This is a genomic window from Methyloversatilis sp. (assembly GCF_965284615.1).
In the GTDB taxonomy this organism is placed as follows: domain Bacteria; phylum Pseudomonadota; class Gammaproteobacteria; order Burkholderiales; family Rhodocyclaceae; genus Methyloversatilis.
The window spans coordinates 2,515,298-2,529,761 of sequence record NZ_OZ260098.1 but is presented as its reverse complement, the minus strand read 5'-3'; the positions used below and the strand labels follow the sequence as shown (position 1 = coordinate 2,529,761).

Below are 14,464 nucleotides of genomic sequence, written 5' to 3'. Positions count from 1 at the left end.
GGGTTTTCACCGTCGGGCCGGCCTGCTACGCTGCGCCGCTGCCTTGCCGATGGAGTGCTTCAAATGCTGATTGACCGCCAACGTTCCTCGCTGCTGCTGATCGACATGCAGGAGCGCCTGCTGCCGGCGATGGACGACGCCGACCGCCTGCTGGACAACGTCGTGTGGATGGTGAAGATCGCACAGCGGCTGTCGGTCCCGGTATTGGTCAGCGAGCAGTATCCCAAGGGCCTCGGGCCGACGGTGCAGACCCTGCGCGACCTGATCCCGGCCGAATCCATCGTACCCAAGATGCATTTTTCATGCGTTTCCGACGGCTGCCTGAAGCCCTTGCTGGACGAGGCGCGGCCGCAGGTCATCGTGTGCGGCATCGAGTCGCACATCTGCGTGCTGCAGACCTCGATGGATCTTCAGTCCAGCGGCCGCCAGGTGTTCGTCGTCGCCGACTGCGTCGCCTCGCGCGACCCGTCCAACCGCGGCCTCGCGCTGGAGCGTCTGCGCCAGCACGGCGTGGTCATCGTGTCGCGCGAAATGGTCGCCTTCGAATGGCTGGGCGCGGCGGGTTCGGAAGAATTCCGCGAGATCAGCCGCACCTATCTGCGTTGACGTCGGCCAGCGTGGCGCGGCCGCACAGCGCCATGCTCATTTCCAGTTCGTCGCGCAGCAGCCGGATCACGTGCGCGACGCCGAGCGCGCCGCCGGCAGTCAGACCCCACAGATAGGGGCGACCGACCATGACCGCTCGCGCGCCGAGCGACAGCGCGCGCAGCGCGTCTGCACCGCTGTTGACGCCGCTGTCGAACAGCACCGGCACGTCGTCGCCGACCGCAGCGATCACCGCCGTCAGGCAGGACAGGGCCGGTGGCGCGCAGTCCAGCACACGCCCGCCGTGGTTCGACACGACAACCCCGTCGCAACCGAGATCGACGGCGCGCGCGGCGTCCGCCGCGTGCAGCACACCCTTGATCAGCAGCGGCACCGGCGTGCGCGCGCGCAGCCAGGCGAGGTCGTCCCAGCCGGGCGCGTCGCCCATCCAGCCGTCGAACACCTCGCTCTGCCCTGGCTGCAGTTGGCGGCCGACCGGAGCGTCGATATTCACCGCGCGCACGTCGGCCGGCAGCGGTGAGGCCGCCAGCTTGATCGGCGCATCGGCGGTGAACACCACGCAGCGATAGCCGGCGGCGAGCGCGCGATCGAGCAGGCGTGCCGTGCGCTCGCGGTCGCCCTGCCAATAGAGCTGGAACCACAGCGGTTTCTCGGCCGCACGTGCGATCTGTTCAAGCGGCTGGCTGGCCAGCGTGCTGACCACCATCTGCCCGTCCTGCGCCGCGGCCGCCATTGCGCTCGCACACTCACCGTCCGGATGCTGCAGGCGCTGGTAGGCGATCGGCGCCAGCAGCAGCGGGTGGCCCAACATTTCGCCGAACAGTTCGATCCGCGTATGGCCGCCGCGCACGTCGGTCAGCGGTCGCGGCCACAGCGGCATGGCGTCGAGCGCTGCACGGTTGGCGCGACCACATATGGTGTCGCGGCCGCCGTCGAGGTAGTGCCAGATGTCCGGATGCAGCAGTTCGCGCGCCCGCTCGCGGTAGCCGGCGATCGACTGCGGCAGGTTCAGCGGCGTGTTCAGGCTGAACCCCAGCGGCGCAGCAGGTTGTGATAGATGCCGGTCAGCTTGACCATGGACGCCGTCTCGCCCAGTTGCTGGCGCAGCGTCAGCAGTTCCATGTCGAGGTCGAACAGCAGGCGGCGCTGCTCGGCGTCGCGCACCATGCTCTGGATGAACATGAAGCAGGCGAGGCGGGCGCCGCGCGTCACCGGTGTCACCTCGTGCACCGACGACGACGGGTAGAGCACCAGGCTGCCGGCCGGCAGCTTGACGCTGTGACGGCCAAAGGTGTCGTCGATCACCAGTTCGCCGCCGTCGTACTCGTCCGGATCGGCAAGGAAGAGCGTGGCCGACAGGTCGGCACGCACATAGCCGCTGCCGTCCGGCATTGCGCGCATCGCGTTGTCGATGTGCTGGCCGTAGCGATTGCTGCCGTCGGCATAGCGGTTGAAGAAGGGCGGCAGTATCTTCGCCGGCAGTGCGGCGCTGAAGAACAGCGGTTCGCGGTTCAGCGCCGCCAGCACGCGCCGGCGCAGCTCCGGCAGCGTCGGGGCGCTTTCCGGCACCTGCTGGTTGTTCTTCACGACCGTCGCCTGCGATCCGGCGGTGAGGGCGCCACTGGCCCACTCGGAACGGTCGAGCAGATCGCGGAGGGCGGCGACTTCTTCGCCGGACAGCAGGTCATCTATCGTCAGCAGCATCGGAGCGAATTCATGGCGGACAGCAGAGCCGCGCGGCCGTCACCCGGACGGCGCGGGCCGCCGGCAAGTTCGAAGAAGTAGTTCTCGTTCCGCAGCTTATACACGTTAAGGCGCAGCTTGAGACCCTGGCTGATTTGACGCAGCGCAAGCGGCGCGCATACCGGGATGCGACCGCCATCGAGGCAATGGCGCGGGGTGTGCTCGACGGGGCGCGTCGCGCTCAGAGATAGAGCACGGCCGGGAAGACGGTGACGGCCAGTACGAACACCAGCCATTCGAGGTTGTTGCGGGCGAGGAAGCCGGTGAAGTGCAGGATGAGCACCGTGATCGCCACAACGTAGTACAGGATGAACCACATCAGACGGAATCTCCGCGAGTAGGGGCTGGCGCCGGACGCTCAGCGTTCGACGTGGCGAAGTGAAAGGTCGATGGCGCGGACGTTCTTGGTCAGGACGCCGATGGAGATGCGGTCCACGCCGGTTTCGGCGATCGCCCGCACGCGGTCGAGGTTCACGCCGCCGGACGCTTCGAGTTCGGCGCGACCTGCGTTGATGGCGACCGCTTCGCGCATCTGTTCGATGGACATGTTGTCGAGCAGCACCATGGTGGCGCCAGCGTCGAGCGCCTCGCCCAGCTGGGCCAGCGTCTCGACCTCGATCTGGATGAAGGCATTCGACGGTGCGATGCCGCGCGCGCGCGCCAGTACCGGGCGGATGCCGCCGGCGGCCATGATGTGGTTTTCCTTGATCAGGATGCCGTCGTACAGTCCCATGCGGTGATTCAGGCCGCCGCCGACGGTGACCGCATACTTCTGCGCCAGCCGCAGGCCGGGCAGGGTCTTGCGGGTGTCGACGATGCGTGCCGAGGTGCCGGCGATGGCGTTGACGAAGCGACGCGTGATGGTGGCGGTGGCCGACAGCAGCTGGACGAAGTTCAGCGCGGCACGCTCGGCGGTGAGCAGGGCGCGGGTTTCCGACAGGATTTCACACAGCCGCTGGTCCGGCGCGACCCACTCGCCTTCGGCCACATGCCAGGCGACGGTCGCTTTCGGGTCGAGCGCACGCAGGCAGGCTTCGAACCAGTCGCGGCCGCACAGCACTGCTTCCTCGCGCGCTGTCACCATGCCGGTGGCGGCGCGTCCGGCCGGGATCAACCGTGCGGTCAGGTCGCCGGTGCCGACGTCCTCGGCCAGCGCCTGCGACACGTTGCGTTGTATTTCGATGGACAGCTGATCGTTTTCCCGCATGGCTCGTCTTCTGTATTTGTCGCGGCGCATTCTAGCATCGGCCTGCCCCGGCCCATGCGAGCCGCAAGGCTGGCACAGGCAATCCGGCCTTCCTCCCAAGTTCGTCACGAATCGGCTTCACGTGCGCGCCGCCATGCTTAAAGTTGCGCTGCTCGCTGCCGTAGCAGGGGAATCAATACGAGAGCCGACTCGAACAGGCTCCGCTCGCATCGTCCTTTTGGGGAGAAGGAAATGTTCATCCACGTGGACGCGCCGCTGGCGCGCGGCCCGGCATCGGCTCGTCGATGCGGGGCGCCGCTGCCATGACGGGGCAATACCACCCGCTTCTGGTCGCGCTGTCACTGCTGGTGGCGGTGATGGCTGCCTGGTCCGCACTCGATCTGTCGCAACGCATCCACAGCACCGACCGGCGCGCCGCGCGCATCTGGCTCTTTTCCGGTGCGCTGGTGCTCGGAACCGGCATCTGGTCGGTGAACTTCGTCGGCATGCTCGCCTATGCGCTGCCGATGCAGACCGGCTTTGACCTGATCATCACCGTGCAGTCCTGGCTGATATCGGTCGGCGTATCGCTGTTCGCGCTGCTCTGCGTCAGTCGGCTGGCACCGGCGCAGCGACTGCGCGCTCCGCTGGCCCTGGTCGTCGGCGCCGGTATCGTGATGGTGTTCCACCTTGCGTTGTCGGCGATGCGTATCGAACCGGCGGTCGGATACCGTCCGGGTCTGCTGGCGCTGGCCGTGCTGCTGGCCTGGGCGCTGGCAGCGGCGACCGCCCGCGCACTGCTCAGGATGCGTGCGCTCGATGGTCGCGCGCTCTATCTGTTCAAGGTGCTGGCGTCGATGGCTATCGGGCTCGTGCTGTGCGCAGTGCACTACATCTGCATGGCGGCCGTGCGCTTCGAGGCGAATGCGGTCAGCCTGGCCAAGCACGAGATCGATCCGACCTGGCTGGGGCTGACCATCGCCGTCGCGGCCATCGGCTTCACCTGGATAGGCAGCGTCGCCGCGCTGTTCGATGCCCGCATGGAACATCGCACGCGGCAGCTCGCGATGCGTCTGAAGGCGGCCAACAGCGAACTGATGCACGCGGCGCTGCACGACCCGCTGACCGATCTGCCGAACCGCGTCAATTTCGATGCCGCGCTGGCCGAGGCGGCCGAGCGCGTGCGGGGGCGAGGGGCGCGACTGGCGGTGCTGTTCGTCGATCTCGATGGCTTCAAGCCGGTCAACGACGTGCTCGGTCACCACGTCGGCGACGAGGTACTCAAGTGCGTGGCGCGCCGGCTGCGCAACGGTCTGCGTGAAGGCGACCTGGTGGCCCGCATCGGCGGCGACGAGTTCGTCATGCTGTCCGAGGGCGCGATCGATGCCGAAGGTGCCGGCCGGCTGGCGCAGCGCCTGGTCGATGCCGCCAGCCAACCGATGCTGATTGGCACCCATGAGATACAGGTGTCGGCGTCGGTCGGTGTCGCGCTGTTTCCCGACGACGGCGACGAGAATCGCGTGCTGGTCTGCGCCGACACCGCGATGTACGCCGCCAAGCACGCCGGTCGCAACACCTGGCGCCTGTACTGCGAGGACATGGACGGCGGCGGTGCCGACATCCTCGGCATGCAGCGTGCGATCCGCCGTGCGCTCGACAACGACGAGTTCGTACTGCACTACCAGCCCAAGGTAAGTGCGGTCGATGGCGAATTGCGCGGTGTCGAGGCGCTGATCCGCTGGCAGGACCCGGAGCGCGGCATGGTGCCGCCGGTCGAGTTCATCCCGGTGGCCGAGCGCTTCGGACTGATCAATGCGATCGGCTTCTGGACGCTGCGTGAGGCCTGCGGCCAGATACGCAGCTGGATGCACGCCGGCCGGCGTATACCGGTGGCGGTGAACCTGTCGCCGCAGCAGTTCAGACAGCCCGATCTGGTCGAGCGCGTGCGCGCCTGCATCGACGAATTCGACATCGATCCCGGCCTGCTCGCGCTGGAGATCACCGAGTCGGTGGTGATGGAAAGTTCGACCAGCGTGCGGCGGGTGCTGGAGGAACTGAAGGCGATGGGCGTCACGCTGTCGATCGACGACTTCGGCACCGGCTATTCCTGCCTCGCCTATCTGTGCCGGCTGCCGGCGCGTCAGCTCAAGATCGACCGCACCTTCGTCATCGATATGGACCACGTCACCGAGGCGCGCCATGTGGTCGAGGCCGTCATCCGCCTCGCCCATTCGCTGCGCATGGAGGTGGTGGCCGAGGGCGTCGAGCGCTCGGAGCAGGTGATCGCGCTGCGAGCGCTCGGCTGCGACCTGATACAGGGTTATTACTTCTCGCGGCCGGTGCCGGCGGGCGAGATCGAGGCGCTGTTGCAGAGCCGGCAGCTGGGCGAGCTGTCTAACCGGGCATGCAGTCTCGGCGAGGGCTTGCAGGCCGATGCGGCCAACACGCCGCAGCCGCTCGAACTGGCCGCCGGTTGAGCGTCAGCGCCGGTGGGCCAGCCAGGCACTGGCCAGTCCGCAGACGACGATGAGGCCGGCGCCGCCGACGGCGCTGGCGCCTGGCAGGTCGCCGAACACCAGCCAGCCCATCAGCGTCGCCCACACCAGCTGCACGTAAATGAGCGGGCTGAGCACCGACGCCGGCGCGAAGGCCATCGCGCGTATCAGCAGGAAGTGGCCGGCCATGCCGGACACGCCCAGCGACACCACCAGCAGCGCGTTGACCGGCCCCGGCAGTTCGCTGTGCGCGGCCGCCGGCAGCGCCAGCGAGGACAGCGTCGCACCGACCAGCGCGGTGTAGTAGAGCGTGGTCAGCGGCCGCTCGGTCGGCGCCAGCTTGCGCGTGGCCAGCTGGTACAACGCATACAGCAGCGAGCCGCCGAGCAGCATCAGTACCGGCAGCAGCGGCAGATGACCGTCCGGGCGCGCGATCAGCAGCACGCCGGAGAAGCCGAACAGCGCCAGCATCCAGTTGGCGGCCGTCACCCGTTCGCCCAGCACCGGCCCGGCGAGCAGCGTCACGATCAGCGGCGTGACGAAGAACAGCGAGGTGCCCTCGGCCATCGGTATCGTCTTCAGCCCGCCCATGATCAGGAAGGACACGCCGGCCAGCAGTGCGGCCCGCAGTATCTGCAGCCGCCAGCGCGGCGTTGCCAGCAGGTTGCGCCGCATGCGCGGCCACAGCACCGCGCCGAGCACGATGGCGGGCACCAAGTAGCGCGCCCACACCAGCACGCCGACCGGGTAGCGCTGCGACAGGTACTTGCCGGTGGTGTCCAGCACGGCGAAACAGAACAGCGCGGCCAGCATGAAGGCAACGCCGATCAGCGGGTGCCTGCGTTCAGAGGTGGATATGGCCGACTTCCTGCAGATCGGCACCGGCGATCAGTGCGTTGAAGGCGGCACGGGCCGACTCGATCACCTCGCCGGCGGTCAGGCCGTTCGGTCCCTTGCCCAGTGCGACCAGGCGGTCGCCGGCCAACCCGTGCAGGTGCACGCCGCCGATCAGCGCGAGGTCGGCCGGCCAGCCCTGGGCCAGCAGGCCGGCGATCAGGCCGGTCAGCACGTCGCCCATGCCGGCCGACGCCATGCCCGGATTGCCCGTCGTGTTGATGAACCAGCGTCCGTCCGGCAGCGCCAGCACGCTGCCGCAGCCCTTCAGCACGACCGAGGCGCGGAAGCGGCGCGCCATCTCGCGTGCCGCAGCGATGCGGTCATGCTGCACCTTGGCAGTCGTGCTGCCGAGCAGGCGGGCGGCTTCCATCGGGTGCGGCGTCAGCAGCGTCGCCGCGCCCCGTTCGACCAACGCTTTTTCGAGATCCGCGTGCTGCGACAGCAGGTTCAGCGCGTCGGCGTCGAGCACCAGCGTGGCCGGCGACAGCACAGCCTCGCGCATCAGGTCGAGTGCGGCCGGGCTCTGGCCCAGGCCGGGGCCGATCGCCACGCAGGTGGCGAGATCGCCCGCCAGCACGTCGGCCGGCGTGCGGATCATCAGTTCCGGCTGTTCCGGGTCGAGCGGCAGTGCGGCGTGGTCGAGCATGCCGACATAGACGCGCCCGGCGCCCACCTTCAGCGCGGCGCGGCCAGCCAGCAGCGCGGCGCCGGCCATGCCACGCGCGCCGCCGACCAACACCGCGTTGCCGTGCGTGCCCTTGTGGCTGTTGCGCGCACGCGGCCGCAGCAGGTGGTCGAACAGGCCGCGACCGACCTGCCAGCCGGACGGCTGTACGACGGCGGCGCAGTCGAGCCCGAGGTCGTGCACCGACAGCTCGCCGCAGTGGTCGGGGCCGTCCAGCGTAAGCAGTCCGGGCTTCAGCGCAATCATCGTTGCGGTGTGCGAGGCGCGGATCGCGCGGCCGAGCACGGCGCCGGTGTCGGCGTTGAGGCCGCTGGGTACGTCGATGGCGAGCACCGGGCAGTCCATGTCGTTGACCGCGTCTATCCAGGCCGCGTGTTCGCCCTCGATCGGGCGCGTCAGGCCGATGCCGTACAGCGCGTTGACGACGATGGAAAAGTCGCCGCGCGGCAGTCGCGGCACGGTGACACCACCGGTGGCGCGCCACGACGCCCACGCCGACACCGCGTCGCTGGCCTGCGGGTGCTCGTCGCCCTGATAGGCGACGACGACGTCGAAACCGGTCTGCCGCAGCTGGCGCGCCAGCACGAAGCCGTCACCACCGTTGTTGCCGGGGCCGCACATGACCAGCACGCGACCGTGGCGCCCGCCGAGAATCTGCATCACCTTGGCCGCACCGGTGGCACCGGCGCGCTCCATCAGGCGCGGCGAACTGGCGGGCGCGTAATGGCGCTCGATGCGTCGCAGCGCCTCGGCGTCGTACAGCGCCGTCAGCGATGAGGTGTTGAGGGTTCGCGGGGTGGGCATGCTCGGACCGGACTGTCGCCGGACCGACGGGTCCGGCGAGCACAGGCGCGCATTCTATGCCTGGCGGCGCCATCGTGCCGAGGAATGCGGCACTTCAAGCACAGGCGTGGCGTGCGTTCGGCCCGGCCGGACGCAGGCGCAGCGACCGTCGATCTGCTGCGCTGCGGCAGCGACTCGCGCCGCAGCGCGTTCAAGTCCGCGCGACGCCGCGCCGATATGAGCGAAGCAACGCGTCGGATCGATGTTCAAGCAGGGGTGGCCGCAGCGGGCCATGTCCCGGAAAGAAGAGTCTGCAGATCATGCGCACAACCGGAACCGCCTCGTCGAGCACCGCGGGCCTCGCCGCGCGGCTGAATCGCTGGCTGGATGACGTCATCGGCACACGCAATGCCGATGCGCATCTGGCCGCCCGCATCCGAGCGCAGCAACTGCGCTCGGTGCTCCGGTTTGCACCGCTCACGCTGACCGCCAATCTGTTCAATGCGCTACTCATCGTGGTCGTGTTCTGGGGCAGCGAGCCGCCGTGGGTGCTGCTGCTGTGGCTGGCCGCACTGACCGTCGCGATGCGCTCGACGCTGCGTGCCTGGCGCCGCGATCAGGCCTCGCCGCCCGTGCGGGCGTCCGAGCGCGCCATACGCCGCGCCGCGCTGCACGCTGGCGTGCTGGCACTGCTGTGGTCGGTGCCGTCGCTGCTGTTCTTCACCCGCGCCGAGGCCGACAGCGCGCTGCTGGTCACGCTGATCTCGGGCGGCATGATGTGCGCCGGCAGCTTCGTGCTGGCCAACATTCCACGTGCAGCCGTGCTCTATGTACTGCTGTTGTGTGCCTCCAGTTCGCTTTCCTTCGTCATCGACCACCCGGTCCGCAACCTCGATCTCGTGGTGCTGATGAATTTCTATGCCGCGCTGGCGCTTGCCTGCGCCATCGCCAGCGCCCGCACCTTCGGCGCCCGGCTGCTGGCCGAAGCCGAGGCGGAGCGGCAGAAGCAGCTGGTCGGCCTGCTGCTGCACGATTTCGAGGCGCATTCGAGCGACTGGTTATGGGACACCGACCGCAACGGCTTCTTGCAGCACGTGTCGGCGCGGCTGGCCGAAACCTTCGGTCGCCCGCTCGACGAACTGCGCGCGCAGCCCTTCATCGAGCTGTTCGCCCAGGGTGGGCGCGACATGAACGACGCCGAGCGAGATGCGCTGAGCACGCTGGCGGCACATCTGATGCAGCCGGTGCCTTTCCGCGACGTGCAGGTGGCGCTGGTGGTGGAGGGCGAACGACGCTGGTGGGCGCTCACCGCCAAACCACTGTTCGATGAGGGCGGACATCACGCTGGCTGGCGCGGCGTGTGCTCCGACATCACCGACAGCCGTCGCGCAGCGCTGGAAATGTTGACGCTGGCCAATTTCGATTCGCTGACCGGGCTGGCCAACCGGCACCACTTCCGCAACCAGCTGGCGGCGATCCGTCCGGCCGGTTCGGAGGAGGCGCGGCCGTGCGCGCTGTACTTCTTTGATCTGGACGATTTCAAGAACGTGAACGATTCGCTCGGCCATGCCGCCGGCGACCGTGTGCTGCAACTGGTGTCGCAGCGCCTGCAGGAGCGCATCCGCGCCGGCGACGTGCTGTCGCGGCTGGGCGGCGACGAATTCGCGCTGATCTGCTGGGGCTGCCGCACACCGGAGGGTGCAGCCGAACTTGCCCAGCGACTGCTCGACACCTTCGCGTCGCCGGTCCTGATCGACGGCGTCAGCGTGCAGATCGGCAGCAGCATAGGCATCGCGCTGGCGCCGCAGCACGGCAGTGACCCGGATGCGCTACTGAAGAATGCCGACATGGCGCTGTACGCGGCCAAGGCCGCCGGACGCAATACCTGGCGCTTCTTCGAACAGGACATGGACGAGCGCGCACGCCGTCGCCTGAGCATGCACAGCGATCTGCTCGGTGCGCTGGAACGTGACGAATTCGAACTGCACTATCAGCCGCAGATCCACATGCGCAGTGGCCGCGTCGCCGGTTTCGAGGCGCTGATCCGCTGGCGCCATCCGCAGCGCGGCCTGGTGTCGCCGGGCGAGTTCATTCCGCTGGCCGAGGAAACCGGCCTCATCGTGCCGATCGGCCGCTGGGCGCTGGAGCAGGCCTGCCTGGCCGCGGTGCGCTGGCCGGACGACATGCATGTGGCGGTCAATGTGTCCGCCGTCCAGTTCGCGCGCGGCGCGGTGGTCGAGGTGGTCCGCGATGCGTTGACGCAGAGCGGCCTCGCGCCGGATCGGCTGGAAATCGAGGTGACCGAGTCGCTGCTGATCCACGACAGTGCGGCGGCGCGCGACACGCTGAGCACGCTGCGCGCGCTGGGCATCGGCATCGCGCTCGACGATTTCGGCACCGGTTATTCGTCGCTCGCCTATCTGCGCAGCTTCCCGATGACCAAGCTGAAGATAGACCGCTCCTTCGTCACCAGCCTGAACGAGGAGGAGGGCGGTGGCGCTATCGTGCGCGCCATCATCAATCTGGCCGACGCCTTGCGTCTGGACACCACGGCCGAAGGGGTTGAAACGGCGGCCGAGTGGGCGGCGCTGGCTGGCAAGGAGTGCACCTATGCGCAGGGCTACCTGATGTCGAGACCGTTGCCGGAGCCGCAGATTGCGGCCTTCATCGGCGGCTGGCGCGGGCTGGACGCCTTCCAGGCGGAGGAAAGCCGGCCGCTGCGCGCGGTCGGCTGAACACCGCCGGCTTTTCAGTCCAGCGGACGGATCAGTTCGCGGTGGCGAAAGCAGTTGACCAGGTGGTCATTCACGACGCCCACCGATTGCATCCAGGCATAGACGATGGTGCTGCCGACGAAGCGGAAGCCCAGCCGTGCCAGTTCCTTCGACAGCTGGTCGGACAGCGGCGTGCTCGACGGGCAGTCGCCGAGGCGCCGCCAGTGATTCACCATCGGTTGCCCGCCCACCGCGTCCCACAGCAGATCGCCCAGCGATCCGCCGCGCTCGTGCAGCGCCAGCAGCGCGCGCGCATTGCCGATGGTGGCGTCGATCTTGAGCCGGTTGCGCACGATGCCGGCGTCGGCCATCAGCCGCGCCCGGTCGTCTTCGTCATAGCGGGCGATGCGCTGCGCGTCGAAGCCGGCGAAGGCGCGGCGGTAGCCGTCGCGCTTGCGCAGTATGGTGATCCAGGCCAGTCCGGCCTGCGCACCTTCCAGTATCAGGCGCTCGAACAGCTCGCGTTCGTCGCGCACCGGCACGCCCCACTCGCTGTCGTGGTATTCGACGTAGAGCGGGTCCTGCCCACACCACGTGCACCGGGCGGGCGCTGCACTCATGCCGGGCGCAGAAGCAGTTCGCCATTCACCAGCGAACTGTCCTCGGGATCGCGGTTGATGTGGAAGCCCAGGCTCTGCACGAAACGCAGCATGCGTTCGTTGTTGGCGAGGAAGACGCCTTCCATCACCTTGAGGCCGCGCTCGCGCGCCGCTTCGATCAGCAGATTCATCATGATGCGGGCCAGACCCTGGCGCTGCCAGGCGTCGGCGATGACGATGGCGAATTCGCAGGTTTCGCCGTCCGGATTCACCACGTAGCGACAGACGCCGAGCTGTTCCTCTGTTTCGCCCTCGCTGACCGCGACCAGCGCCATTTCGCGGTCGTAGTCGATCTGCGTGAGACGCGCCAGCAATTGCGGCGGCAGCTCCTTGATCGTGCTCATGAAGCGCAGGTAGCGCGTTTCCGCCGACAACTCGCGCACGAACTTGGCTTCGCGATCAGCGTCCTCCGGCCGGATCGGGCGGATGATGGCGCGCGTGCCGTTGGGCAGGTTCACCACGTGCTCAAGCCGTGCCGGATACGGGTGGATGGCCATGTGCGAATAGGGCGTGGCCGTCGGCTGCACGTCGGCGAGGATGATGCGGGCGTCCACCGCCACGCAGCCGCTCTCGTCGACCAGCAGCGGATTGATGTCCATCTCGCGTATCCACGGCAGCTCGCACACCATTTCCGATACGCGGATCAGCACCCGTTCGAGCGCTTCCATGTCGATCGCCGGCATGCCGCGGAATTCGCCCAGCATGGCCGACACGCGGGTGCGCTGGATGGCGTCGCGCGCCAGTTCGACGTTGATCGGCGGCAGCGTCACCGCGCGGTCGCGCAATACCTCGACCCTCGTGCCGCCGTGGCCGAAGCTGATGACCGGGCCGAACACGTCGTCGTGCACCACGCCGACGAACAGCTCGCGCGCATTACGCTTGTTCACCATCGGCTCGATCGACACGCCGCGCAGTCGGGCGTCCGGCTTGCGGCGGCCGACTTCGGCCATCAGTTCCTGCCAGCAGTCGCGTACCGAACGCAGGTTATCGACATGCAGGCGCACGCCGCCGACGTCGCTCTTGTGCGTGATGTCCGGCGAGTCGATCTTCATCGCCACCGGCAGGCCCATCTCCTCGGCGTACACCATGGCCTCGGTAGCGCTGCGCGCCACGACGGTCTGCGCGATCGGTATCCGGAAGGCGGCCAGCAGTGCCTTCGATTCCATCTCGGTCAGCACGGTGCGCCGCTCGGACAGTGCGGTTTCGATCACCAGCCGGGCCGATTCCACCGACGGCGGATCGAGGTCCTGCGCCAGCGAGGCGGGCGCGTGGCGCAGCAGCTGCTGGTTGCGGTAGTAGGACGAGATGTGGTGGAACAGTTCGACCGCCGGCTCGGGCGAGCGGAAGGTCGGGATGTGCGCGGCCTCGAACAGCGAGCGCGCGGCGCGCACCTGATCGCAGCCCATCCAGCAGGTCATCAGTGGCTTGTTGGCGGTCTTGGCGATGTCGATCACCGCCTCCGCCACCGCGGTCGGGTGGGTCATCGCCTGCGGCGTCAGCAGCGTGAGCACGCCATCGACACCGGGGTCGGCCAGCACCGCTTCCAGCGCGGCGCGGTAGCGCGCGTCGTCGGCGTCGCCAATCAGATCAATGGGGTTGGCGTGCGACCAGGTCGGCGGCAGCGCGCTGTTGAGCGCTTCCAGCGTTTCCGGCGCCAGCTGCGCCAGCGGAATGCCGAGGTCGGCTGCACGGTCGGCGGCCATCACGCCCGGGCCACCGCCGTTGGTGACGACGGCCAGCCGCTTGCCGGCCGGCTTGAAGCCCGTGAACAGCGCGTTGGCGGCGGAAAACATCTGGCCCAGCGTCAACAGCCGCACGACGCCGGCGCGGCGCAGTGCGGCGTCGAACACGTCGTCAGCGCCCACCATCGCGCCGGTGTGCGAGGCGACCGCCTTGGTGCCGGCCGGATGACGGCCGACCTTGATCGCCAGCACCGGCTTGACGCGGGCGGCGGCGCGCACCGCGCTCATGAAGCGGCGCGCGTCGCGTATGCCCTCGATGTACATGAAGATGCTTTCCGTCTTCGGGTCGGCAATCATGTAATCGAGGATTTCGCCGAAATCGAGGTCGATCGAGGCGCCCAGCGACACGACGGTCGAGAAGCCGACGCCGTTCGACTGTGCCCAGTCGAGCAGTGCCGTGCACACGGCGCCCGACTGCGAAATGAGGCCGATGCTGCCCGCCTTGCCGGGCGAGCGCGCAAAAGTGGCATTCAGGCCCAGCGACGGGCGCATCAGGCCCAGACAGTTTGGGCCGATGATGCGCACGCCGTTGCGCTTGGCGGCGGAGCGGGTGCGGCGCACCAGTTCGGCGCCGGCCGGACCGGTTTCCGCGAAACCGGCGCTGATCACGATGGCCGCCTTGATGCCGGCGCGACCGCATTCATCGATCAGGCCGGGCACCGTGCGCGCCGGCGTGCAGATGATGACGAGGTCGGGCCGCTTGCGCAGGTCGTCGATGCGCGCCACGCAGGGCACGCCGAAAACCGTTTTGTGTTTCGGATTGATGGCGTGCAACTCGCCGCTGAACTGCGCGTCCAGCATGTTGCGGACGATGACTGCGCCGATCGAGTCCGGCCGCTCGCTGGCGCCGATGATGGCCACCGACTGCGGCTCGAACATGGATTTGAGATAGTGCTCGTACTGCATCATGAACTCCCGTGTCTGGGAAGGCTTTCAGGCAGTGTGGGGTGTCCG

The 14,464-nt window shown here is 68.3% G+C and carries 11 protein-coding genes; 3 read left to right on the top strand and 8 right to left on the bottom strand.

Features of this window, described 5'->3' with window-relative positions:
- The first annotated feature begins 63 nt into the window (after positions 1-63).
- A complete protein-coding gene (locus tag ACQ66H_RS11935; protein ID WP_304003297.1) occupies positions 64-606 on the top strand; it encodes a hydrolase in 543 nt (180 codons plus the stop codon).
- On the opposite strand, the gene ACQ66H_RS11930 is transcribed toward ACQ66H_RS11935, so the two are convergent.
- From ACQ66H_RS11930 to nadC, 4 genes are all read right to left on the bottom strand, one after another.
- Positions 584-1,522 carry an alpha-hydroxy acid oxidase gene (locus tag ACQ66H_RS11930; protein ID WP_430435627.1) on the bottom strand — a complete coding sequence of 313 codons (939 nt, stop codon included), beginning with the start codon at positions 1,520-1,522 and terminating at the stop codon, positions 584-586. The two genes, ACQ66H_RS11935 and ACQ66H_RS11930, sit on opposite strands and share 23 nt — an antisense overlap.
- A 104-nt stretch (positions 1,523-1,626) precedes the next feature.
- Positions 1,627-2,310, bottom strand: a complete 684-nt coding sequence (locus ACQ66H_RS11925; RefSeq protein ID WP_430434208.1) for a Fe2+-dependent dioxygenase — start codon at positions 2,308-2,310, stop codon at positions 1,627-1,629.
- Between the two features lie 220 nt (positions 2,311-2,530).
- Complete coding sequence (locus ACQ66H_RS11920) at positions 2,531-2,668, bottom strand: hypothetical protein (protein WP_008059032.1); 138 nt, start codon at positions 2,666-2,668, stop codon at positions 2,531-2,533.
- A 39-nt stretch (positions 2,669-2,707) separates the two neighbouring features.
- The gene (gene nadC, locus ACQ66H_RS11915) at positions 2,708-3,556 is read right to left on the bottom strand and encodes a carboxylating nicotinate-nucleotide diphosphorylase (protein WP_430434207.1); all 849 of its coding nucleotides are present in this window, start codon (positions 3,554-3,556) and stop codon (positions 2,708-2,710) included.
- Positions 3,557-3,858: 302 nt separating this feature from the next.
- Here nadC and ACQ66H_RS11910 point away from each other — a divergent pair, with 302 nt between their 5' ends.
- Positions 3,859-6,012 (top strand): putative bifunctional diguanylate cyclase/phosphodiesterase, encoded by a 2,154-nt coding sequence (locus tag ACQ66H_RS11910; RefSeq protein WP_430434206.1) that lies wholly within the window; start codon positions 3,859-3,861, stop codon positions 6,010-6,012.
- Positions 6,013-6,015: 3 nt separating this feature from the next.
- Here the strand turns inward: ACQ66H_RS11910 and ACQ66H_RS11905 are convergent, their stop codons facing one another.
- Together ACQ66H_RS11905 and ACQ66H_RS11900 are read right to left on the bottom strand one after the other, a co-directional pair.
- Positions 6,016-6,912 (bottom strand): DMT family transporter, encoded by an 897-nt coding sequence (locus tag ACQ66H_RS11905; protein ID WP_430434205.1) that lies wholly within the window; start codon positions 6,910-6,912, stop codon positions 6,016-6,018.
- Positions 6,875-8,416 carry an NAD(P)H-hydrate dehydratase gene (locus tag ACQ66H_RS11900; protein WP_430434204.1) on the bottom strand — a complete coding sequence of 514 codons (1,542 nt, stop codon included), beginning with the start codon at positions 8,414-8,416 and terminating at the stop codon, positions 6,875-6,877. The genes ACQ66H_RS11905 and ACQ66H_RS11900 overlap by 38 nt, the downstream gene beginning before the upstream one ends.
- 299 nt (positions 8,417-8,715) lie before the next feature.
- Here ACQ66H_RS11900 and ACQ66H_RS11895 point away from each other — a divergent pair, with 299 nt between their 5' ends.
- On the top strand, positions 8,716-11,130 hold the full coding sequence (locus ACQ66H_RS11895; protein ID WP_430434203.1) for a putative bifunctional diguanylate cyclase/phosphodiesterase: 2,415 nt from the start codon (positions 8,716-8,718) through the stop codon (positions 11,128-11,130).
- A gap of 14 nt (positions 11,131-11,144) precedes the next feature.
- On the opposite strand, the gene ACQ66H_RS11890 is transcribed toward ACQ66H_RS11895, so the two are convergent.
- Complete coding sequence (locus ACQ66H_RS11890; protein WP_430434202.1) at positions 11,145-11,729, bottom strand: DNA-3-methyladenine glycosylase I; 585 nt, start codon at positions 11,727-11,729, stop codon at positions 11,145-11,147.
- A complete protein-coding gene (locus tag ACQ66H_RS11885) occupies positions 11,726-14,416 on the bottom strand; it encodes a GNAT family N-acetyltransferase (protein WP_430435626.1) in 2,691 nt (896 codons plus the stop codon). The genes ACQ66H_RS11890 and ACQ66H_RS11885 overlap by 4 nt, the downstream gene beginning before the upstream one ends.
- Positions 14,417-14,464: the final 48 nt, after the last annotated feature.